Here is a 20,569-nt window from a genome sequence, read left to right on the forward strand (position 1 = left end):
AATGACGATGGCGCGCAAGGCGGCAATCATCGGCGGCGGGGTGATCGGCGGCGGCTGGGCCGCGCGGTTCCTGCTCAATGGCTGGGATGTGGCGGTGTTCGACCCCGACCCGCAGGCCGAACGCAAGATCGGCGAGGTTTTGGCAAACGCCCGCGCGGCGCTTCCGGCGCTGTCGGATGTGCCGATGCCGGCCGAGGGGCGGCTTTCCTTCGCGGGCACCGTCACCGAGGCGGTGGAGGGCGCGAGCTATATCCAGGAAAGCGTCAGCGAGCGGCTGGACCTGAAGCACCGCGTGTTCGCGCAGATCCAGCAGGTCGCGCCGGGCGTGTTGATCGGGTCTTCGACCAGCGGTTTCAAGCCGTCGCAATTGCAGGAAAACGCCCCTGATCCGGGGATGATCTTTGTCGCCCACCCGTTCAACCCGGTCTATCTGCTGCCCCTGGCCGAGGTGGTGCCCAGCCCGGCCAACCCGCCAGAGGCCATTGAAAAAGCCAAGGAAATCCTGCGCGAAATCGGGATGTTCCCGCTTCATGTCCGCAAGGAGATCGACGCCCATATCGCCGACCGCTTTCTTGAGGCCGTCTGGCGCGAGGCGCTCTGGCTGGTCAAGGACGGCATCGCCACCACCGAGGAAATCGACGAGGCGATCCGCATGGGCTTTGGCCTCCGCTGGGGCCAGATGGGCCTGTTCGAGACCTATCGCGTGGCGGGCGGCGAGGCCGGCATGAAGCATTTCATGGCGCAGTTCGGCCCCTGCCTGCAATGGCCCTGGACCAAGCTGACCGATGTGCCGGAATTCAACGACGAACTGGTCGATCTGATCGCCGGCCAGTCCGACGCGCAATCGGGCGCCTATACGATCCGCGAGCTGGAGCGGATCCGCGACGGCAACCTGATCGGCTTCCTGCGCGCGCTCAAGGATCGCAACTGGGGCGCGGGTCGCGTGCTGCGCGACCATGACGAACGCCGCCGCACCGCGTTTCGCGAGGCCGAGGCGACAGGCGCGCCGCTGGTCATGGCACAGATGCAGGTGCTGCCCGGCTGGATCGACTATAACGGCCACATGACCGAAAGCCGCTATCTGTTCGCGGCCTCGGAAACCTCGGACGCCTTTCTGCGGCTGATCGGGTCCGACATGGATTATGTCGCCAGCGGGTTCAGCTATTACACCGCCGAGAGCCATATCATGCATCTGGGCGAGGCCAGGCTGGGCGACCGGCTGACCGGCACGCTTCAGGTTCTGGCGGCGGATGAAAAGCGCCTGCACATCTTCATCCGCATCCTCAAGGGGGATGCGCCGGTGGCAACCATCGAACAGATGCTGTTGCATGTGGATATGAAGGCCGGGCGCAGCGTGCCCGCCGCCGCGCAGGTGCTGGATCGACTGATGCCGATTGCCCGGGCGCATCAGGCCCTGCCCCGCCCCGAGGCGGCCGGGCGTTTCACCGGCCAGCGGAAAGGGTAGGCGCATGTTCTTTGGCATGACCGACGAACAGAAGATGATTGTCGAAACCACCCGCGCCTTCGTGGAGGCGGAACTTTATCCGCATGAGGCCGAGGTGGAGCGCACGGGCCATCTGCGGCCCGACCTGATCCGCGAGATCCAGAAAAAGGCCATGGAAGCAGGGCTTTACGCCGCCAACATGCCCGAAGATGTCGGCGGCGCCGGCCTCGATACGCTGAGCTGGCTGCTCTATGAACGCGAACTGGGCCGGGCGAATTACGCCCTGCACTGGACCTGCGTCGCGCGGCCCTCGAACATCCTGCTGGCGGGCACCCCGGAACAGCGCGAGAGATACCTCTTTCCCTGCATTCGCGGCGAGAAATGGGATTGCCTGGCCATGACCGAACCCGGCGCCGGATCCGATCTGCGCGGCATGACCGCCAGCGCCCGGCGCGAGGGGGGCGACTGGGTGCTGAACGGCACCAAACATTTCATCAGCCATGCCGACCTGGCCGATTTCGCCATCGTCTTCATGGCCAGCGGCGAGGAAGATACCCCGCGCGGCAAGAAAAAGCTGATCACCGCCTTCTTCGTGGACAAGGGGACGCCCGGCTTTTCGGTGCGCGAGGGCTATCGCAATGTCAGCCACCGCGGCTACACCAATTGCGTGCTGGATTTCGACAATGTCCGCCTGCCCGACAGCGCGGTTCTGGGCGAGGCGCATAAGGGGTTCGAGGTCGCGAATACCTGGCTGGGGGCGACGCGCCTGCAAGTCGCCTCCACCTGCCTCGGCCGCGCCGACCGGGCGTTGCAACACGCGATCGGTTATGCGGCCGAGCGTCGGCAATTCGGGCAGCAGATCGGCAAGTTCCAGGGCGTCAGCTTCAAGCTGGCCGATATGGCGATGGAGCTGAAGGCGGCGGAACTGCTGACCTGGGAAGCGGCGTGGAAATTCGACCAGGGCACGGTGACCGAGGCGGATATGAGCATGGCCAAGCTGAAGGCGACCGAAGTGCTGGCCATGGTCGCCGATGAGGCGATCCAGATCCATGGCGGCATGGGATTGATGGATGACCTGCCGCTGGAACGCATCTGGCGCGACGCGCGGGTGGAGCGGATCTGGGAAGGCACTTCGGAGATCCAGCGCCATATCATCAGCCGCGAATTGCTCCGCGCGGTCGGCGGCTGATCCGTCGCAAGGGGGGCTGTCTGCCCCCCACGGCCCCTTCGGGGCCTCCCCCCGAGGATATTTTTGAACAGATGAATAACCCGATGTTAACCGAATCTGTGACTACTGATCTTGCGGAACAGGCGGGGACGCCGATGGCCGTAACAGGTGAAGATTCCCTGCCTCCTTGGCTGGAGGCAGGGCGTCTGCCCCACGCCTTCATCTGTTCAAAAATATCCTCGGGGGCCCGGGGGCAGACAGCCCCCGGCGCGGGCCAAATGGCGCGGGGCTGGGCATGAGCGATCTGCACCGCCTGCTGCGCCCGCGTTCCATCGCCGTTCTGGGCGCCGGCTGGGCCGAGAACGTGATCGAGCAATGTCACCGGATGGGGTTTGACGGCCCGATCTGGCCGGTTCATCCCAAGCGCGCCACGGTGGGTGGGCTGCGCGCCTATGCGCGGCTGGCCGATCTGCCCGGTGTGCCGGATGCGACCTTTATCGGGGTCAACCGCTTCGCCACGCTGGATGTGGTGCGCGAACTGGCGGCCATGGGGGCGGGCGGCGCCATCTGTTTTGCGAGCGGCTGGGAAGAGGCCGGTGAGGCCGGGCTTCAGGCCGACTTGGTCGCGGCGGCGGGCGCGATGCCGATCCTTGGGCCGAACTGCTATGGGGTGATCAACTATCTCGACGGTGCGCTGCTCTGGCCCGATCAGCATGGCGGGCAGCGGGTGGAGCGCGGTGTCGCGCTGCTCAGCCAGTCGTCGAATATCGTGATCAACCTGACCATGCAGGCCCGTGCCTTGCCGGTGGCCTATGTGGCCTGTCTGGGCAACGCCGCGCAGGTGGGGCTGGCGGAACTGGCCGGCGCGCTGCTGGCGGATGAGCGAGTGACGGCGCTTGGCCTTTATGTCGAGGGGATCGACGATGCGCCGGCCTTTGCCGCCCTGGCCGAAGCCGCGCGGGCGGCGGGCAAGGGGATCGTCGCGATCAAGTCGGGCAAGACCGAGCTGTCGCGCGCGGCGGCGGCCTCGCATACCGCGTCACTGGCGGGGGGCGGGGCGGCGTCTTCGGCCTTTCTGCGGCAATGCGGCGTGGCCGAGGTGGAGACGCTGCCCGCGCTGATCGAGACGTTGAAGATTCTGCATGTGCATGGTCCGGGTCTGGGCGCGCGGATCTGTTCTCTGTCCTGTTCGGGCGGTGAGGCGGGGTTGGTGGCTGATCTGGCCGCGCCGGCGGGGATCGGCTTTCCGCCGGTGCCCGCGCCCACCGAGGCCCGCCTGGCCGAGATCCTCGGACCGATCGTCACTATTGCCAACCCATTGGATTATCACACCTTCATCTGGGGTGACGGGCCGCGCACCACGGATGTCTTTACCACGATGCTGGCCGCCTATGATGCCGGGATCTATATCATCGACCCGCCGCGACCCGATCGCTGCGACCCGTCGAGCTATGGCCCCGCGCTGGAGGCGATTGCCGCGGCGCAGCGGACGACCGGGCGCCCGGCCTTTCCCGTCGCCTCCTTGCCCGAGAATTTCGATGAGGGGCAGGCGGCGCGCTTCATGGCGGAGGGGCTGGTGCCGTTGATGGGGCTGGAGACCGCGCTTGCGGCCTTGAAGGCGGCGCAGGTGCCGGCGGGGGAGCCGGGCTGGCGACCGCTGGTGGCGGTGCCCGCCGGCGCGGCGCGCCTGCTGGACGAGGCCGAGGGCAAGGCGGCCCTGGCCGCCGCTGGCGTTTCGGTGCCGCGCGCGGTGACCGCGCCCGACCTTGCCGCGCTGCGGCCTGCGGGGCTGACCCCGCCCTTCGCGCTCAAGGGGCTGGGTTTTGCGCACAAGACCGAGGCGGGGGCGGTGCGGCTGGGGCTGACCACGCTGGACGGGCAGGCCGAGATGCCCGGTGCCACCGGCTATCTGCTGGAGGAGATGGTGACCGGCGCCCGGGCCGAGATGCTGCTCGGGCTGCGGCGCGACCCGGTTTACGGGGTGACGCTGACGCTCGGCATGGGCGGCATCACGGCCGAGGTGCTGGCCGATACCGCGACGCTGGTCTGGCCGGTGACGGCCGCGCAGATCGACGGGGCGCTGCGGGGCCTGCGGCTCTGGCCGCTGCTGGACGGCTATCGCGGGCGACCGCGCCCCGATCTCGCCGCCTTTGCCGATATGGCGTTGCGGCTGGGGGCCCTGATGGCGGCGGATGCCAGGCTGGAGGAAATCGAAATCAACCCGGTGCTGCTGTGCGAAAGCGGGGCGGTGGCGGTGGATGCCTTGATACGGAGGGTGGAATGACCGAAATGACCATGCTGACCGAGGGGCCGTTCCGCACCCGGCGTGACGGCCCGATCCTGGAACTGACGCTCGACCGTCCCAAGGCCAATGCGATCGACCTCAAGACCAGCCGCATCATGGGTCTGGCCTTTCGGGCGTTTCGCGATGATGACAGCCTGCGCGTGGCGATCCTGCGGGCCGAGGGGGACAAGTTCTTTTGCCCCGGCTGGGATCTCAAGGCTGCGGCGGAGGGCGACGCGGTGGATGGCGATTACGGGGTCGGCGGCTTTGGCGGGTTGCAGGAATTGCCGAACCTGAACAAGCCGGTCATCGCGGCGGTGAACGGCATCTGCTGCGGTGGCGGGCTGGAACTGGCGCTGTCTTGCGATCTGATCCTTGCCTCGGAAAATGCGACCTTTGCCCTGCCGGAAATCCGGTCGGGCACGGTGGCGGATGCGGCCTCGATCAAGCTGCCCAAGCGCATTCCCTATCATGTGGCGATGGATCTCTTGCTGACGGGGCGCTGGTTCGATGCCGATGAGGCGCTGCGTTGGGGCCTTTTGAAAGAGATCACGACCTCTGAGGCGCTGCTGGACAAGGCATGGGAACTGGCGCGGCTGCTCGCCTCGGGCCCGCCGCTGGTCTATGCCGCGATCAAGGAAGTGGTGCGCGAGGCCGAGGCGATGCGGTTCCAGGACGCGCTGAACCGCATCACCAAGCGGCAGATACCGACGGTGGACCGGCTCTATTCCAGCGAGGATCAACTGGAAGGCGCACGGGCCTTTGCCGAAAAGCGCGATCCGGTCTGGAAGGGGCGCTAAGGCATCCGGGCCAGCAAGTGATCGCGGGCGTCTTGCAGGTGCTGGGTCAGCAGGGCGGCCGCGACGGTGGCCTGACCCTGCGCCCAGGCGTCGTAAATCGCCTGATGATCGGCCAGCCAGCGCGCGGTTTCGCTGGTCAGGCTGTCATAGCGCGCCGCATGGATCGCGCAGGTGTCGCGCAATTCGGCGATCAGTGCCAGATGTCGGGGCCGCCGCGCCGGGGCATAGAGGGCGCGGTGAAAATCCCAATCGCCCGCGACCCAGCCGGGGCGCCCGGCCTCCAGATCCGATTTGCGCAGCTGGTATAGCGCCTCGGCGTGATCTTCGGGGGTGGCCGCGCGCGCGGCGTGGTGGATCAGGTCGCCCTCCAGCAACAGGCGCAGGTCAAACACCTCGGCCAGTTCGGCATGGGTCAGCGCCACGACCTGCGCGCCCTTGCCGGGGATCACCGTCACCAGCCGATCCGCCGCCAGCCGCTGCAAGGCATCGCGCACGGGAATGCGGCTGACCCCGTGGCGCGCGGCCAGTTCGGTCTGCAACAGCAGCGTGCCGGGGGGCAGGCGCCCGGTCAGGATTTCGTGCCGCAGAGTTTCTGTCAGGGTCATGTTGCGCCGGTTCTTCTGTTGTGTATACATGTATACACAATGCTGAAGGGGGCTGCAATGCCGCATGACTATACGAGCCACATCGTCTGGACCGGAAACCGCGGCGCGGGCACGGAGGATTACCGCGCCTATGACCGAACCTGGAACATCGCCGTGCCGGGCAAGCCTGTCATCGCCTGTTCCAATGACCCTCTGCTGGGCGGCGATCCCGGCAAGATGAACCCCGAAGACCTGCTGCTTTCCGCGCTCTCGGCCTGTCATATGCTGTGGTATCTGCATTATGCCAGCGATGCGGGCATTGCGGTGCAGGCCTACGAAGACAGCCCGCTGGGCCGGGCCGAGATGGGGCCGGGCGGCGCCGGCCGGTTCACCCATGTCACGCTGCGCCCCCGGATCACCCTGCCCGCCGGCACCGATCTGGCGCAGGCCGAGGCGATCCACCACCGCATTCACAAGGTCTGTTTCATCGCACGATCGGTGAATTTTCCAGTCGATTACGCGCCGGAATTCGCGCTTTCGGCCTGATGCTCGGCCCATGTCGGGCGGGTCATGCTGAACCAGTCGCTGCCGCGCAGATAGGCTGTGCCGCCACCACGGCCGATCAGGTCGAGCGCGACGCTGTCCACATGACCACGCGCCGCATCCTTGATAAAGCGGTCGTCCACATGAACAGCCAGAATGCGTCCGACCGCCAGGATCTGCTCCGGCCCGGTGACGAGCGAGGCATGTGTCACGCATTCGAAATGGACCGGGCTTTCGGCCAGAAGCGGCGCCGTGACATGCTGCGCGGGGGCGGCGGTCAGCCCGGCCAGATCGAACTCCGACACGCCGGGCGGCGCGTCGATCGCCGTCAGGTTCATCGCCTGGGCCAGATCGAAGGGCACCAGATTCACCACGAATGCGCCGGTGTCGATGATATTGCGTGCGGTATCCTTCATGCCGCGCGCGCCGCGATTGATGCCAACCGCCAGAATCGGCGGTTCATCCCCCATCACATTGAAAAAGCTGAAGGGCGCAAGATTGGCCACATCAGAGGCGGAACGGGTGGAGACCCAGGCAATCGGGCGCGGCACCACTGTCGCCGTCAGCAGCTTGTAAATCTGGTTGGCGGGAAAGGCGTCCGTGTCAAAGCGCATGGGGGGAAGTCTCCGGTCGGGCGACATCCTTGTGGATGATCACATCGGCCTGCGGATAGGCCAGCAGAATGGTGCGGCGCAGCCCGGCGCCGATGTCATGCGCCTCGCGCAGGGGCAGGTCGCCATCCAGTTCGATATGCAGGTTCACGAAGATGCGGCTGCCAGCGGTGCGGGTCTTGAGATCGTGAAACCCCCGCACGCCCGGCCAGTTGCGCGCCAGCGTGGCGATGCCCTCGATCACCTCGGGCGGGGCCTGACGATCCATCAGCGCATCCCAGGCGCCCTTGAAGATGCGCAGCGCGCCAACCCCCAGCACGGCGGCGGCGGCCAGCGCCACGATGCTGTCCACCTGCCCGATCCCGAACCAGGACGAGGCGATCAGCGACAGGATTGCCCCGCAGGCGGGCAGCAGGTCGCCCAGATAATGCAGCCGGTCCGCCGCGACCACGCGGCTGGCGGTGCGCCGGGCGACCCTGCCCTGCCACCAGACCAGCGCCACGGTCAGCAGCATGGAAATCACCATGACCGCGATTCCGGCATTTTCGGCGCGCAGCGCGGTTTCCGACGGCGCGATCAGGCGCCAGATGGCGGTCCAGCCGATCAGCACGCCCGAGACGCCCACCAGCACCGCCTGCGCCAGCGCAGTCAGATCCTCGACCGAGGTATGGCCGAAATTATGGTCGTCATCGGCGGGTTTGGCGGCATAGAACAGCGCCCCCATGGCGCCCAGGCTCATCAAGAGATCCATCGCGCTGTCGGCCAGCGACGCCGCAATCGACAGCGCGCCGGTCTGGCCAAGCGCCCAGAGCTTGAGCCCGACCAGCAGCCCGGCCACCAGAACCGAGGCCGCCCCGGCCGAAAGCTTCATGCGGGTCTGCGCGTCGAAGACCATGCTATTCGATCACCTCGCCGGGATCGACGCCCCAGAACGCCGCCTTTGACACCCAGCCCCGCTCACCCTCGACCGAGAGGCGGCACCAATCCTCGGTGCATTGCAGCACCCGCGCAATCACACCGCGTTCGGCGCGCAGCACCACCTCGGCATCGGTATCGGGCGAGGCGCGGAAGTCGGCCAGCTCGGCCGAGATCAGCACCGACCGCACCCCGGAGAGCAGCGAATAATGCACCCAGCCGCCCAGACCTTCCTGATCTTCGACGCGGCGCCAGTTCTCGTATTCGGCGGTCACCTTGAGCGGCATGCCCGCGCGGGTAAAGACCCAGTCGATGCGATGCGTCAGGCCGGGCCCGCGCCGGGCATTGCCCTCGCCGGTCTTGAGCGTGACGAAACGCGGCAGCGGCAGGTTGGTGACCTGCCCGCGCGAGGGGTCGCGTGCAATCGCCGGGCCGGGCGACTCGGTCGTCGCGGTGCCGCCGGTTTCAGCCTCGCTCACCGGCGGGTCGGTCACGGGCGCTTCTGTCTGGGCCGCGACGGGTGCCGCGAAACAGGCCAGCAGCAGCGAAAACCGCAAGAAATGCGTCAGAGTCATGCCCATATCCAAGCCTTCGGTCGCCCTGGCAGGAAAAAACCGTCCAAAGCGCATGTTTGCGCGCAACATTGTTGCGTGGGGTCTTGTGCCTTGCCCCGCAAGTCGGCACTTTGCCGGAAACCGGCCCGATTTGGAAGGGTCCCGGTCGCCAGAATTCAGGAGGAAGGGCATGCCCGCTCAGCGCCTTGACGTCATTGTGACCCGCCGCTTGCCGGAGCCCGTGGAAACGCGGCTCAAGGAGCTGTTCAACGTCGAACTGCGTGACCCCGATGTGAAGATGACACGCGACGAACTGGTCGATGCGGTGAAACGCTGCGACGTGCTGGTGCCCTGCGTGACCGATCAGATCGACGCGGGGGTGCTGGGGCAGGCGGGGCCGCGGCTCAAGCTCATCGCGAATTACGGCGCGGGGGTGGATCATATCGACGTGGGCACCGCCCGGTCGCGCGGGATCCTGGTATCGAACACGCCGGGCGTGGGGGCCGAAGATACCGCCGATATGGTGATGGCGCTGATCCTCGGCGTGGTGCGCCGCCTGCCCGAAGGCATGGCCGAGATGCAGGCCGGCCGCTGGTCGGGCTGGGCGCCCATGGACCATCTGGGCGGCCGCATCGGCGGGCGCCGGCTGGGCATTCTGGGCATGGGGCGCATCGGTCAGGCCGTGGCGCGCCGGGCGCGGGCCTTCGGCATGCAGATCCATTACCACAACCGCCGCCGCGTTCATGCCGATATCGAGCAGGAGCTGGACGCGACCTATTGGGAAAGCCTGGATCAGATGATCGCCCGGATGGACATCGTCTCGGTCAACTGCCCGCATACGCCCTCGACCTTTCACCTGCTGAATGCGCGGCGGCTGAAGCTGCTGAAACCCTCGGCGGTGGTGATCAACACCTCTCGCGGCGAGGTGATCGACGAGAACGCCCTCACCCGGGGGCTGCGCGCGGGCGAGATCGCGGGGGCCGGGCTTGATGTGTTCGAGCATGGGCACGAGATCAACCCGCGCCTGCGCGAGCTGCCCAATGTCGTGCTGCTGCCGCATATGGGATCGGCCACGCATGAGGGCCGGATCGAGATGGGCGAAAAGGTGCTGATCAATATCAAGACCTTTGCCGATGGTCATCGCCCGCCGGATCAGGTCGTGCCCGGCATGCTCTGACCGCCAGGCGGCGCGCCCCTTGCGGGGCGCAAGTCTTTTGCCTCGAACCGCGGGCTGCGCCCGCGGCTCTCAGGCGGGCTCAGACGGCATAGTAATCGCGATACCAGCGCACGAAGCGTTCGACCCCCTCGCGGATATCGGTGCGCGGCAGGGCGCCGGTCAGCGTCTCGATCAGCGTCGCGTCGGCCCAGGTCGCCGGCACATCGCCGGGCTGCATCGGCAGCAGGTTCTTGCGCGCCTTGCGGCCGGTCGCGGCTTCGATCGCGGCCACGAAATCCAGCAGGGGCACCGGCGCGCCATTGCCGATATTCACCACGCGCCAGGGCGCCACGGGCGACAGGCTGTCACAGGCGCCTACCGGCACCGTGCCCGGCACCGCGTCGATCAGGCCGCGGATCCCGGTCACCAGATCGTCGATATAAGTAAAGTCGCGCCGCATGTCGCCGTGGTTGTAGATGTCGATCGGCTCATCGCTCAGGATCGCCCTGGTGAACTTGAACAGCGCCATGTCGGGCCGCCCCCAGGGGCCATAGACGGTGAAAAAGCGGAACATCGTCGTGGGCAGCGCGTAAAGATGGGCATAGCTATGCGCCATCGCCTCGGTCGCCTTCTTGGTCGCGGCGTAAAAGCTCATCTGAAGATCGGCCTTCTGCGTTTCGGCATAAGGCATGTCGGGATTGGCCCCGAAGACCGAACTGGTAGAGGCCAGCAGCATATGGCGCGGCGGCGAGGCACGGGCGGCCTCCAGCACCTCGAATGTGCCGATCAGATTGGCATCGACATAGGCGCGCGGCGCGTCGATCGAATGGCGCACCCCGGCCTGTGCGGCCAGATGCACGATCACATCGGGCTGGAACCCGGATACCAGTTCCCGCACCAGCCCCGGCGTCTCCAGCAAACCCTCGACCGCGCGAAACCCCTCATGCTGCGCCAGCATGGCATGGCGGCGCTGCTTCAGTCGCACGTCGTAATAGTCCGACATGCCATCCAGCCCCAACACCTGCCAACCCTCGGCCAGCAGGCGCTGGCACAGATGATAGCCGATGAATCCCGCCGATCCGGTGACGAATGCCTTGCCTGCCATGACTGCCCTTTGCTTCTTGTCCAAATACTCCGGGGTCCGGGGCAGCGCCCCGGGGGCGCCGTCAGAACCGCGTGGCCGCATAAGGCGCGAGGTCGAGTTCCGCCGCCCGCCCCGCGACCAGATCGGCGACAATCCGTGCCGTGACCGGCGCCAGTGTCAACCCGATATGGCCATGACCAAAGGCATGGATCACATCGGCCCCGCCGCCAGAGGGCGCGATGACCGGCAGGCTGTCGGGCAATGACGGGCGAAAGCCCATCCAGTGCCGGGTGGGTTCGCCCAGATCGGGAAAGATCGCCCGCGCCCCCTCCACCAGCCGGTCGATGCGATGCGGTGAGGGGGGCGCGGTCAGCCCGCCCAGCTCCACCGTGCCGGCCACCCGCAGCCGCCCCGCCATGGGACAGAGGTAGAAGCCCCGCGTGGTGGGGCAGGCCGGGCGCGTCAGCCGCGGGCGCTCCATCGCCCATTCCACATGATAACCGCGTTCGGTATCCAGCGGGATGCGGTCCCCCGCCTGCGCGGCCAGCGCGCGCGAATGCGCGCCTGCCGCCAGCACCACCTGACGCGCATGCAGATGCAGGTCGGGGCCGGTGATCATCACGCCGTCCAGCCGCCGTTCCAGCCGCGTGACGCGCCGGGCCACATGCGGCACGCCGCGCGCGGTCAGCGTCGCGGCCAGCCGCGCCATCATCGCGCCGGGGTCGGACAGAAAGATGGCTTTGGGAAAGAAGGCCGCCCCCCCCTCCAGCGCGGGGAGCGTGGGTTCCAGCGTGGCCAGGGCCTCGGGGCGGAGCAATTCGACGGTGATGCCCAGGCTTTGACGAAAGGCCATGTCGCGGCTGGCGGCGCGAAAGGCGGCGGCGCTTTCATAGAGATAGAGACAGCCACGCGGTTGCAGCAATGCGCTGCCGCCGATCTCGGCCGCGAAGCTCTGCCAGTCGGCGGTCGCCTGCGCGAGCAGGGCGGCAATCGCCTGCGCATTGCGGCGGGCGGCGGCGGGCAGGCTTTGCCGCGCGAAACGCGCAAGCCAGGGCGCCAGCGCAGGCAGGGCCGCGCGTCGGATCGCCAGCGGCGAATTGCGGTCGAACAGCAGCGAGGGCAGCGATTTCAGCACATCCGGCGTGCCGACGGGTTGCACCGCGTAATCGGCCACCGTGCCCGCATTGCCGTAGGAGGCGCCCGAACCCGGCGCCTCGGGATCGACGATCACCACCTGCCGCCCCTCGGCCCGCAGGCGCAGGGCGCAGGCCATGCCGATGACGCCGGCGCCGATCACGGCAATTTCGGTGGTCAGATGTTCGGTCACGGTCCACCCCCAGGAAGGCCCCGCCGAAAGGATGGCGGGGCCTGTCCGGGATTACATGCAGGCGGCGAAAAGCGCACGGGTATTCTCGCGCGTCATCTCGATCGGGTTGCCGCCGCAGGACGGGTCTTCCAGCGCCATTTCGGTCAGTTCGTCCAGCCGCGCGGGGTCAACCCCCATGGCGGTCAGATTGGCCGGAATGCCCAGCTTGGCGCGCAGATCCATGATCGCCGCGCGGAAGCCGTCGAAACCGCCCGCGATGCCCAGATAGGCGGCGGCCTTTTCGATACGGTCCTCGATCGCGGGGCGGTTGAAATCCAGCACCATGGGCATGACCACCGCATTGGTTGTGCCGTGATGGGTGTTGTAGACCGCGCCGATCGGGTGGCTGAGGCTGTGGATCGCGCCCAGCCCCTTCTGGAAGGCGACCGCGCCCATGGCGGCCGCGCTCATCATATGGGCGCGGGCGTCCAGATCGGTGGGGGTGTCATAGACCTCGGGCAGGTTCTCGAAGACCAGCCGCATGCCCTCCAGCGCGATGCCCTGCGACATCGGGTGGTAGAAGGGGCTGCAATAGGCCTCCAGGCAATGCGCCAGCGCGTCCATGCCGGTGCCGGCGGTGATGAAGCGCGGCATGCCGACGGTCAGCGCCGGGTCGCAGATCGTGACGACGGGCATCAGCCTGGGGTGGAAGATGATCTTCTTCTTGTGGGTCGCGCTGTTGGTCAGCACGCCGGCACGCCCGACCTCGGACCCGGTGCCGGCGGTGGTGGGCACGGCGATCACCGGGGCGATCTTGTCGGCATCGGCACGGGTATACCAGTCGTCGATATCCTCCAGATCCCAGACCGAAAGCCCGTCGCGCTGATGCGCCATCAGGGCGATCATCTTGCCCAGATCAAGGCCCGAGCCGCCGCCAAAGGCGATGACGCCATCATGGCCGCCGGCGCGATAGACCTTGATCCCGTCGGCCATGTTCTGCTCGTTCGGGTTCGGGTCCACCTCGGAAAACACCGCGCGGCCCAGCCCGGCGGCATCCAGAATGTCCAGCGCCTGCGCGGTGATCGGCAGCGCGGCCAGCGCCTTGTCGGTCACCAGCAGCGGCTTGGCGATGCCCGCCGCCTTGCAGTGATCGGCCAGTTCCGCGATGCGGCCCACGCCGAACTTGATCGCCGTCGGGTAAGACCAGTTCCGGTTCGGAACGTTATGGGTCATTTCGTCACCTTCTTGAGATGGTAGGATTTCGGCCGCGTGACCGAATGGAAGCCGAGATAGGAAAGCGAGCCGCCGCGCCCGGTATCCTTGCAGCCGGTCCAGCACAGCGCCGGGTCCAGATAATCGCAGCGGTTCATGAAGATGGTGCCGGTTTCGATCTGCGCGCCGATCTCTGCGGCGGCCTGGGCATCGGCGGTCCAGATCGAGGCGGTCAGGCCATAGGGGCTGTCATTCATCAGCTTGATGGCCTCGGCGTCGCCCGACACTTTCATGATGCCGACGACCGGACCGAAGGATTCCTCCATCATCACGCGCATCGAATGATCGACATTCACAAGGACCTGCGGCGCGAGATAGGCGCCGCCGTCATCGGCGGGGAAATGCGCGGGGTCGATCAGCGGCTTGGCGCCGGCGGCGATTGCCTCGGCGATCTGGCCGCGCACCACGGCGGCGAAGCGCTTGTTCGCCATCGGCCCCAGCGTGCTTTCGGGATCAAAGGGATTGCCAAGCTTCAGCCCGTTCACCCATTTCACCGCCTTTTCCACAAAGGCATCGTAAAGCGATTCATGGACATAGACCCGCTCGATGCCGCAGCAGCATTGCCCGGCATTGTACATGGCGCCGTCCATCAGGCTGTCCACTGCCGCATCCAGATCGGCATCGGCACGGACATAGCCCGGATCCTTGCCGCCCAGTTCCAGCCCCGTGGCGGTAAAGGTGCCAGCGGCGGCCTTTTCAATCGCCGCGCCCCCCCCGACCGAGCCGGTGAAGTTCACGAAGCCAAAGCTGCGCGCGGCGATCAGCGCCTCGGTCGTCGGGTGGTCCAGCACGACGTTCTGGAACACATCCTCCGGCACGCCCGCGGCATGGAACGCCTCGGCCAGCCGCTCGCCCACTTTCAGCGTCTGGCTGGAATGCTTGAGCATGACCGTATTGCCGGCGATCAGCCCCGGGGCCAGCGTGTTGATCGTTGTGATGAACGGATAGTTCCACGGCGCGATGATGAAGATCACGCCGACGGGTTCGCGCGCCAGATAGCGGGTGAAGGTCGCGCCATCCTCGACCACCTCGGGGGCAAGGGTCTTTTCCGCGATTTCCGACATGTAATCGACGCGGGCATTCAGCGGCCCCCATTCGCCGCCAAAGCGGGTGGGGCGGCCCATCTGCCAGGCCAGTTCGGCAACCAGTTCGTCCTTGCCTTCCAGCAGTTTGGCGACACCGGCCTTGACCAGCGCGATGCGTTCGGCCAGCGGGCGCGCGGCCCAGGCCTTTTGCGCGGCCTTGGCGCGGGCGGCGGCGGCAAAGGCGGCGTCACGGTCCAGCGGGGTGCGCTCCAGCCAGACCGAGCCGTCCACCGGCGAAATCAGTTGAATGGGTTTCATCTTCGTCATCCTCATGGCCCCGGGGGGCCGGTTAACCCGGCAACGCGCGCCCGGCGGGCCGCGCTGCCCTGTTCGTTCTGTCGCTCAGGCCCGGTCAAAGCCGCGGCTGCGTTCCCAATCGGTCACGACGCGGTTCTGTTCGGCGATTTCCCACTCGGCCGCATGGACATAGTGATCGACCACCGCATCGCCAAAGGCCGCGCGCAGCATGGCGGATCCTTTCAGCGCCGCCGCCGCCGCGCCCAGCGTTTTCGGAATCTCGCGCACGCCGGCCGCGCCATACATGTCGCCCTTCATCTCGGGCTCCAGCTCCATCTTGCCCTCGATCCCGGCCAGACCCGCCGCCAGCAGCGCGGCACAGGCGAGATAGGGGTTCAGATCGGCGCCGCCAATGCGGCATTCCACCCGCACGGCCTTGGTATTCTCGCCGCAGACGCGGAAGCCGGCGGTGCGGTTGTCGCAGGACCAGACCGCCTTGGTGGGGGCGAACATGCCGACGACAAAGCGCTTGTAGCTGTTGATGCAGGGCGCGAGGAAACAGGTGATTTCCTCGGCATGGGCCAGTTGCCCGGCCATATACTGCTTCATCAGCGCGCTCATGCCGTGGCTGTCGGCCTGGTCGAGGAAGGCGGGCTTGCCGTCCTTCCACAGCGACTGGTGGATATGGCTGCTCGACCCGGCCTTGCGGTGGTCATACTTGGCCATGAAGGTGACGCTGGCGCCATGTTGCAGCGCGATCTGCTTGACCCCCAGCTTGATGATCGCGTGCATGTCCGAGGTGTCGAGCGCGTCGGAATATTTCGCGTTCACCTCCTCTTGCCCGGCATCGGCCTCGCCCTTGGAACATTCGATCGGAATGCCCGCGCCCCACAGCTTGTTGCGGATGTCGCGCATGATCGGTTCATCGGCCGAGGTGCCCCAGATCGAATAATCGACATTGTGGCGCGCCTTCGGCGTGGGTAGCGGGTGGCCGCGATCAAAGAGATCGGCAAAGCTTTCGTCGAACAGGAAGAATTCCAGTTCCGTCGCCATCATCACCTCAAAGCCCATGGCGCGGGCGCGTTCGACCTGGCGTTTCAGGATGGCGCGCGGGGAATGCGGCACCGGCTGATGGGTGTGGTGATCCAGCACATCGCACATCACCATGGCGGTGCCGGGCGCCCAGGGCAGGCGGCGCAGGGTCGCAAGGTCGGGCTTCATGACGTAATCGCCATAGCCCGCCGCCCAGGAGGTGCTTTCATAGCCCGGCACCGTATACATCTCCATATCGGTGGCGAGCAGGTAGTTGCAGCAATGCGTTTCTTCATGGGCGCCGTCGATGAAATGCTGCGCTACAAAGCGCTTGCCCATCAGGCGGCCCTGCATATCCACCAGGCAGACGGCAACGGTGTCGATTTCGCCGGCCGCGACGGCGGCTTTCAGGGCGTCGAAGGTGAGATTGGCGGGCATGTCTGGCCTCTTGTTCTCAGGAATGGGGGAAAGGGTTCAGGCGGGCGCGGAAGGATCCGCCGCCGAACTCGGGCTTTCTGGGCCAGCAACAAGGGCGCAGGGCGCGGGCCATGTCTTTCCTCCGGGTGCCGCAGGGCTTGCGGCATAATTTGATCATATATTGCGGCGCGGGGGCGCGCAATGGCGCCCCCGGCCCGGGCGTCAGTAGCGGTAGGGGGGGCCGGCCTGAACCATGGTGTCGTTGTATTTCTTGATGATCTCGACAACCTTGGCCTTGGTCTCGCTTTCGGCGGCGATCTCGTCCCAGAACTTCACCGCGGCATCCTGCACGGTCTGCCATTCCTCGTCGGGGATGGTGGTCAGCTTGAGCTTGCCGCCATTGATCCGCAGATCGGCCTCGCCCGCCCAATACCAGTGCTGGCGATAGTAGTGCGACTGTTCGAAACAGGTCTCCAGCAGCTTTTGCAGATGCGGGGGCAGGGCGTTCCAGCGGTCCATGTTCGCGAAGAAATGGCCGATCCAGGCGCCCGAGATGTTGTTGGTCAGGAAATAGTCGGTCACATTGGCCCAGCCGACCGTATAGACCTCGGTGATGCCCGACCAGGCAAGGCCGTCCAGTTCGCCGGTTTGCAGCGCGACCTCCACATCCTCCCAGGGCAGGGTGACGGGCACGACGCCGAACTGGGTGAGGAAGCGCCCGGCGGTCGGGAAGGTGAAGATGCGCAGCCCTTCCAGATCCTTGAGGCTGTTGATCGGCTTCTTGGTGGAGAAGTTGCAGGGATCCCACGACCCGGCCGAGATGTGCTTGACGCCAACGGCGGCATATTCCTCTTCCCAGATCTGTTTCAGCCCGTATTTGCTGAACAGCGCCGGCACATCGAGGCTGTAGCGCAGCGCCAGCGGGAAATAGCCGCCGAACACCGTGACCTCGGTCGGCGAAGCCATGGAATCGTCATCCGACTGCACGCAGTCAATGGTGCCGGCCTGCATGGCCTGGAACAGTTCGGCCGTGGGGACAAGCTGGTCGGAATAGTAAAGCTCGATCTCCATCTGGCCTTGGGCGATGGTGTTGAACGCCTCCACCGCCGGCTTCACCACATGCTCGCCCAGGGCGGCACCGGCATAGGTCTGCATCCGCCACTTGATCGGGGCCTGCGCGCGCAGCACCGTCGGTGCGGCAAGGGCGGCAGCGGCGCCGCCAAGCGCGCCGGTCGTCAGAAACTTCCGTCTGGTCGTCATCTTGAACCTCCGTTGGTTGGGCGGGGGCGGTTCGCGCCGCCCCTCAGCGGGTTGTCACTTCACTTGCAGCGTCTGTGGCAGCCACAGCGCAATTTCGGGAAACAGCATCACCAGCGCCAGCGCCGCCGCCATCAGCAGCACGAAAGGGGTGACCGATTTGTAGATGTCGCCCATGCTGATTTCCGGCGGCGCAAAGGCCCGCATCAGGAACAGATTATAGCCGAAGGGCGGGGTCAGATAGGCGATCTGGCAGGTGATCGTATACAGCACGCCATACCAGATCAGCACCTGATCGGGCGGCAGACCCAGATCGAGCCGCGCCACCAGCGGCACATAAAGCGGCGCCACGATGACCAGCATCGCCGTGTCATCAAGGAACATCCCCATGACCAGGAAGGAAAGCTGCATCAGGATCAGGATCGTCCAGGGGTTCAGGTGCAACTGGCCGACGAACAGGTTTTCGATCGCCTTGACCGCGCCCAGCCCGTCGAACACCGCCCCGAAGGACAGCGCGGCGAGGATGATCCACATGAACATGCAGGAGATGGCGAGGGTTTCGCGCGTGGCGACCTCGAACACCTGGCGGGTGAAGCGGCGCTTGGCCAATGCGGCCAGCACCGTGACGCCGACCCCCACAACCGAGGCCTCCACCAGCGAGGTGACGCCATAGATGAACGGCCCCATCATCGCGGCAAAGATCGCCAGCGGCAGCAGGCCCGCGCCCAGCAGGCGCATCTTTTCGGCACGGGTATAGGCCGCGCGTTCCTCAGGCGGCAGCGGCGGGGCAAGCCTGGGGTTCAGCGCGCTGCGCAGCGCGATATAGGCGATGAACAGCCCGGCCATCACCAGACCCGGCATCAGCCCCGCCAGCCACAACTGGCTGACCGGCGCGCGGGCGATCATCGCGTAAAGCACCAGAACGACCGAAGGCGGGATCAGGATGCCAAGGCTCGACCCGGCTTGAATGACGCCGGTCACCATGCGCTTGTCATAGCCCCGGCGCAGCAGTTCGGGCAGGGCGATGGTCGATCCGATCGCCATGCCGGCCACGCTGAGCCCGTTCATCGCCGAGATCAGCACCATCAGCAGGATCGTTCCGATGGCAAGGCCGCCGGGCACCGGGCCGAACCAGACATGGAACATCTTGTAGAGGTCTTCGGCCAGGCGTGTCTCGCTCATGACATAGCCCATGAAGACGAACATCGGCAGCGTCAGCATGGGATACCATTTCATCAGCTTCATCGACGCCGAAAACCCCATGGCCTGCCCGCCGGTGCCCCAAAGCGCCAGCGCCGCCACCACGCCCACCACGCCGATGATGCCAAAGACACGCTGGCCTGTGATCATCAGCACCAGCATGGTCGAGAACATCAGAAGGGCGATCATTTCCTGCGGCATTCAGATCTCCTCCCCGCGCAGAATGGCGATGTCGCGGATCAGATAGGTGAGCGATTGCAGGAACATCAGCACGAAGCCGAGGAACAGCACCCCCTTGATCGGCCACAGAAAGGGCCGCCAGGCGGTCGGGCTGCGCTCCAGCCGTCCGATCTCGGGCAGCAGGGCGCCATCGGGCCATTTCAGCGTCAGCGAATAGGCGAGGCTGTCCCAGGCACCCCAGATCATCACGCCCAGATAGATCATCAGCGCCAGCACGGTGAAGGCATCCGTCCAGGCCTTTTGCCGGATCGTCCAGCGGGCATAGAACAGATCCATGCGCACATGGCTGCCAAGTTGCATCGAATAGGGGCCGCCCAGAATGTAATAGGCGACCATCACGAATTGCGCCATTTCCAGCGTCCAGAGCGAGGGGCGGCCATAAAGCTTGGTCGCGGCGGACCACATCAGCACGGCCATCAGCACGAAGAGCAGATACATGGCCATGCGGCCGACGCCGTAATTCAGCCGATCGACAAGACGGACAAAGGCGATGGACCAGCGCGGCATCTCAGGGTTCCTTCCGCGGGGGGCCAAGCCGGGCCAGTGCGGCCGCCAGCACCGGCGCCAGCGTCGCGGCCATGGTGTCCTCGGCCTCGGGCGTGGCGATCAGGTCGTTGCGGATCTCCAGCATGGCATTGGGCAGGCCATAGGGCGTGGCTTGCAGGCGCAGGGTATGGGTCACGTCATCCGCCGCCGAATAGGGCGCGTTGAGCCCGCAATTCAGCGTGGAGCGGCGGCGCGCCTCCTCCAGAATGGCGACGGCAAGGCGTGGATCGGCGTCATGGATCACGCCGAATTCCACCGCGCGGGGCTTGCCGAAATAGACCGGGGTAAAGCTGTGAATGGTGATGATTGCCGGCCGGCGGCCAAGCGCGATGCGTTCGGCGATCAGATCATGCAGCGCGGTCTGAAACGGCAGATAGACGGCGCGGGCGCGCGCCAGCCGCGCCTCGGGCGTGATGGCGGCATTGCCGGGGATCTGGTGCAGCTCCGATTGCGCGGGCATCGCGCCGGGCATGTCGGGCGCGCGGTTGCAGTCATAGATCAGCCGGCTGACCGTGGCGGCGACGCAGGCCGCCTCCAGCCGTGCGGCCAGCCCGCGCATCAGGCCAAGCGCGCCCGGATCCCAGGCGATATGCGCCTGCCGCTGGTCAGCCGTCAGGCCCAGGTCACCCCAGGGCGGCGGAAAGGCATTGGCGGCATGGTCGCAGACCAGGATCACGTCGCCCTTGCGGTCGCGCCCCTCGATCACGGGCGCAAAGCGCCCGTCGGTATCGGCAATCGGTGCAGTCATTGCTGCGATTCATCCCTGTTGTTGCGCCAAGCGTCCTTCGGGCGGGGCGCCTCTGTCAAGAATTTTTCTTCTGCACATTTTCTGTT

19 protein-coding genes are annotated in these 20,569 nt (G+C 66.3%); 6 read left to right on the forward strand and 13 right to left on the reverse strand.

Translation table 11 applies throughout. The annotated features are described in order from the left end of the window. Nucleotides 1-7: 7 nt before the first annotated feature. The 4 genes from FOA17_RS02535 (at nucleotide 8) to FOA17_RS02550 (ending at nucleotide 5,696) form a co-directional block, all read left to right on the forward strand. Nucleotides 8-1,465 carry a carnitine 3-dehydrogenase gene (locus FOA17_RS02535; protein ID WP_149140614.1) on the forward strand — a complete coding sequence of 486 codons (1,458 nt, stop codon included), beginning with the start codon at nucleotides 8-10 and terminating at the stop codon, nucleotides 1,463-1,465. Between the two features lie 4 nt (nucleotides 1,466-1,469). After that, complete coding sequence (locus FOA17_RS02540; protein ID WP_149139916.1) at nucleotides 1,470-2,633, forward strand: acyl-CoA dehydrogenase family protein; 1,164 nt, start codon at nucleotides 1,470-1,472, stop codon at nucleotides 2,631-2,633. A gap of 274 nt (nucleotides 2,634-2,907) precedes the next feature. Continuing rightward, entirely contained in the window at nucleotides 2,908-4,896 is a 1,989-nt protein-coding gene (locus tag FOA17_RS02545) for an acetate--CoA ligase family protein (RefSeq protein WP_149139917.1), read from the forward strand. Beyond that, on the forward strand, nucleotides 4,893-5,696 hold the full coding sequence (locus FOA17_RS02550) for a carnitinyl-CoA dehydratase (RefSeq protein ID WP_238991706.1): 804 nt from the start codon (nucleotides 4,893-4,895) through the stop codon (nucleotides 5,694-5,696). The genes FOA17_RS02545 and FOA17_RS02550 overlap by 4 nt, the downstream gene beginning before the upstream one ends. On the opposite strand, the gene FOA17_RS02555 is transcribed toward FOA17_RS02550, so the two are convergent. Further along, the gene (locus tag FOA17_RS02555; protein WP_238991707.1) at nucleotides 5,693-6,331 is read right to left on the reverse strand and encodes a GntR family transcriptional regulator; all 639 of its coding nucleotides are present in this window, start codon (nucleotides 6,329-6,331) and stop codon (nucleotides 5,693-5,695) included. The genes FOA17_RS02550 and FOA17_RS02555 overlap by 4 nt on opposite strands. A gap of 27 nt (nucleotides 6,332-6,358) precedes the next feature. Between FOA17_RS02555 and FOA17_RS02560 the strand changes: the two genes are divergently transcribed. Continuing rightward, nucleotides 6,359-6,826, forward strand: a complete 468-nt coding sequence (locus tag FOA17_RS02560) for an OsmC family protein (protein WP_149139919.1) — start codon at nucleotides 6,359-6,361, stop codon at nucleotides 6,824-6,826. Here FOA17_RS02560 and FOA17_RS02565 read toward each other — a convergent pair. From FOA17_RS02565 to FOA17_RS02575, 3 genes are read right to left on the reverse strand one after another with little or no spacing between them, the layout of a single operon-like run. Then, a complete protein-coding gene (locus tag FOA17_RS02565; protein ID WP_149139920.1) occupies nucleotides 6,796-7,437 on the reverse strand; it encodes a flavin reductase family protein in 642 nt (213 codons plus the stop codon). The genes FOA17_RS02560 and FOA17_RS02565 overlap by 31 nt on opposite strands. After that, the gene (locus FOA17_RS02570) at nucleotides 7,427-8,329 is read right to left on the reverse strand and encodes a cation diffusion facilitator family transporter (RefSeq protein WP_149139921.1); all 903 of its coding nucleotides are present in this window, start codon (nucleotides 8,327-8,329) and stop codon (nucleotides 7,427-7,429) included. The genes FOA17_RS02565 and FOA17_RS02570 overlap by 11 nt, the downstream gene beginning before the upstream one ends. 1 nt (nucleotide 8,330) lies before the next feature. After that, the gene (locus tag FOA17_RS02575) at nucleotides 8,331-8,924 is read right to left on the reverse strand and encodes an SH3 domain-containing protein (protein ID WP_420841674.1); all 594 of its coding nucleotides are present in this window, start codon (nucleotides 8,922-8,924) and stop codon (nucleotides 8,331-8,333) included. Nucleotides 8,925-9,093: 169 nt separating this feature from the next. Between FOA17_RS02575 and FOA17_RS02580 the strand changes: the two genes are divergently transcribed. Beyond that, complete coding sequence (locus FOA17_RS02580) at nucleotides 9,094-10,080, forward strand: 2-hydroxyacid dehydrogenase (RefSeq protein WP_149139923.1); 987 nt, start codon at nucleotides 9,094-9,096, stop codon at nucleotides 10,078-10,080. Nucleotides 10,081-10,159: 79 nt separating this feature from the next. On the opposite strand, the gene FOA17_RS02585 is transcribed toward FOA17_RS02580, so the two are convergent. The 9 genes from FOA17_RS02585 to FOA17_RS02625 form a co-directional block, all read right to left on the reverse strand. Further along, a complete protein-coding gene (locus FOA17_RS02585; RefSeq protein ID WP_149139924.1) occupies nucleotides 10,160-11,164 on the reverse strand; it encodes an NAD-dependent epimerase/dehydratase family protein in 1,005 nt (334 codons plus the stop codon). Nucleotides 11,165-11,225: 61 nt separating this feature from the next. Continuing rightward, on the reverse strand, nucleotides 11,226-12,470 hold the full coding sequence (locus tag FOA17_RS02590) for an NAD(P)/FAD-dependent oxidoreductase (protein ID WP_149139925.1): 1,245 nt from the start codon (nucleotides 12,468-12,470) through the stop codon (nucleotides 11,226-11,228). 51 nt (nucleotides 12,471-12,521) lie between these two features. Continuing rightward, a complete protein-coding gene (locus tag FOA17_RS02595; protein WP_149139926.1) occupies nucleotides 12,522-13,682 on the reverse strand; it encodes an iron-containing alcohol dehydrogenase in 1,161 nt (386 codons plus the stop codon). Beyond that, complete coding sequence (locus FOA17_RS02600) at nucleotides 13,679-15,064, reverse strand: aldehyde dehydrogenase family protein (protein ID WP_149139927.1); 1,386 nt, start codon at nucleotides 15,062-15,064, stop codon at nucleotides 13,679-13,681. Before FOA17_RS02600 ends, FOA17_RS02595 begins: the two co-directional genes overlap by 4 nt. A gap of 84 nt (nucleotides 15,065-15,148) precedes the next feature. Continuing rightward, the gene (locus FOA17_RS02605) at nucleotides 15,149-16,513 is read right to left on the reverse strand and encodes a glutamine synthetase family protein (RefSeq protein ID WP_149139928.1); all 1,365 of its coding nucleotides are present in this window, start codon (nucleotides 16,511-16,513) and stop codon (nucleotides 15,149-15,151) included. A gap of 201 nt (nucleotides 16,514-16,714) precedes the next feature. Next, complete coding sequence (locus FOA17_RS02610; RefSeq protein WP_149139929.1) at nucleotides 16,715-17,752, reverse strand: TRAP transporter substrate-binding protein; 1,038 nt, start codon at nucleotides 17,750-17,752, stop codon at nucleotides 16,715-16,717. A gap of 54 nt (nucleotides 17,753-17,806) precedes the next feature. Continuing rightward, the gene (locus FOA17_RS02615; RefSeq protein ID WP_149139930.1) at nucleotides 17,807-19,150 is read right to left on the reverse strand and encodes a TRAP transporter large permease; all 1,344 of its coding nucleotides are present in this window, start codon (nucleotides 19,148-19,150) and stop codon (nucleotides 17,807-17,809) included. Further along, a complete protein-coding gene (locus FOA17_RS02620; protein ID WP_149139931.1) occupies nucleotides 19,151-19,696 on the reverse strand; it encodes a TRAP transporter small permease subunit in 546 nt (181 codons plus the stop codon). It abuts the gene before it with no gap. A gap of 1 nt (nucleotide 19,697) precedes the next feature. Then, entirely contained in the window at nucleotides 19,698-20,483 is a 786-nt protein-coding gene (locus tag FOA17_RS02625; RefSeq protein ID WP_149139932.1) for an N-formylglutamate amidohydrolase, read from the reverse strand. Between the last annotated feature and the right edge of the window lie 86 nt (nucleotides 20,484-20,569).

Source organism: Gemmobacter caeruleus, assembly GCF_008271655.1.
GTDB lineage: Bacteria > Pseudomonadota > Alphaproteobacteria > Rhodobacterales > Rhodobacteraceae > Gemmobacter > Gemmobacter caeruleus.

Bases quoted from the DNA above. Each gene is read 5' to 3' on its own strand.
- FOA17_RS02555 (WP_238991707.1), bottom strand. From the start codon at position 6,331: ATGTATACACAACAGAAGAACCGGCGCAACATGACCCTGACAGAAACT.
- FOA17_RS02540 (WP_149139916.1), top strand. From the start codon at position 1,470: ATGTTCTTTGGCATGACCGACGAACAGAAGATGATTGTCGAAACCACC.
- FOA17_RS02610 (WP_149139929.1), bottom strand. From the start codon at position 17,752: ATGACGACCAGACGGAAGTTTCTGACGACCGGCGCGCTTGGCGGCGCC.
- FOA17_RS02565 (WP_149139920.1), bottom strand. From the start codon at position 7,437: ATGCGCTTTGACACGGACGCCTTTCCCGCCAACCAGATTTACAAGCTG.
- FOA17_RS02570 (WP_149139921.1), bottom strand. From the start codon at position 8,329: ATGGTCTTCGACGCGCAGACCCGCATGAAGCTTTCGGCCGGGGCGGCC.
- FOA17_RS02615 (WP_149139930.1), bottom strand. From the start codon at position 19,150: ATGCCGCAGGAAATGATCGCCCTTCTGATGTTCTCGACCATGCTGGTG.
- FOA17_RS02620 (WP_149139931.1), bottom strand. From the start codon at position 19,696: ATGCCGCGCTGGTCCATCGCCTTTGTCCGTCTTGTCGATCGGCTGAAT.
- FOA17_RS02600 (WP_149139927.1), bottom strand. From the start codon at position 15,064: ATGAAACCCATTCAACTGATTTCGCCGGTGGACGGCTCGGTCTGGCTG.
- FOA17_RS02605 (WP_149139928.1), bottom strand. From the start codon at position 16,513: ATGCCCGCCAATCTCACCTTCGACGCCCTGAAAGCCGCCGTCGCGGCC.
- FOA17_RS02580 (WP_149139923.1), top strand. From the start codon at position 9,094: ATGCCCGCTCAGCGCCTTGACGTCATTGTGACCCGCCGCTTGCCGGAG.
- FOA17_RS02545 (WP_149139917.1), top strand. From the start codon at position 2,908: ATGAGCGATCTGCACCGCCTGCTGCGCCCGCGTTCCATCGCCGTTCTG.
- FOA17_RS02575 (WP_420841674.1), bottom strand. From the start codon at position 8,924: ATGACTCTGACGCATTTCTTGCGGTTTTCGCTGCTGCTGGCCTGTTTC.
- FOA17_RS02550 (WP_238991706.1), top strand. From the start codon at position 4,893: ATGACCGAAATGACCATGCTGACCGAGGGGCCGTTCCGCACCCGGCGT.
- FOA17_RS02625 (WP_149139932.1), bottom strand. From the start codon at position 20,483: ATGACTGCACCGATTGCCGATACCGACGGGCGCTTTGCGCCCGTGATC.
- FOA17_RS02595 (WP_149139926.1), bottom strand. From the start codon at position 13,682: ATGACCCATAACGTTCCGAACCGGAACTGGTCTTACCCGACGGCGATC.
- FOA17_RS02560 (WP_149139919.1), top strand. From the start codon at position 6,359: ATGCCGCATGACTATACGAGCCACATCGTCTGGACCGGAAACCGCGGC.
- FOA17_RS02535 (WP_149140614.1), top strand. From the start codon at position 8: ATGGCGCGCAAGGCGGCAATCATCGGCGGCGGGGTGATCGGCGGCGGC.
- FOA17_RS02585 (WP_149139924.1), bottom strand. From the start codon at position 11,164: ATGGCAGGCAAGGCATTCGTCACCGGATCGGCGGGATTCATCGGCTAT.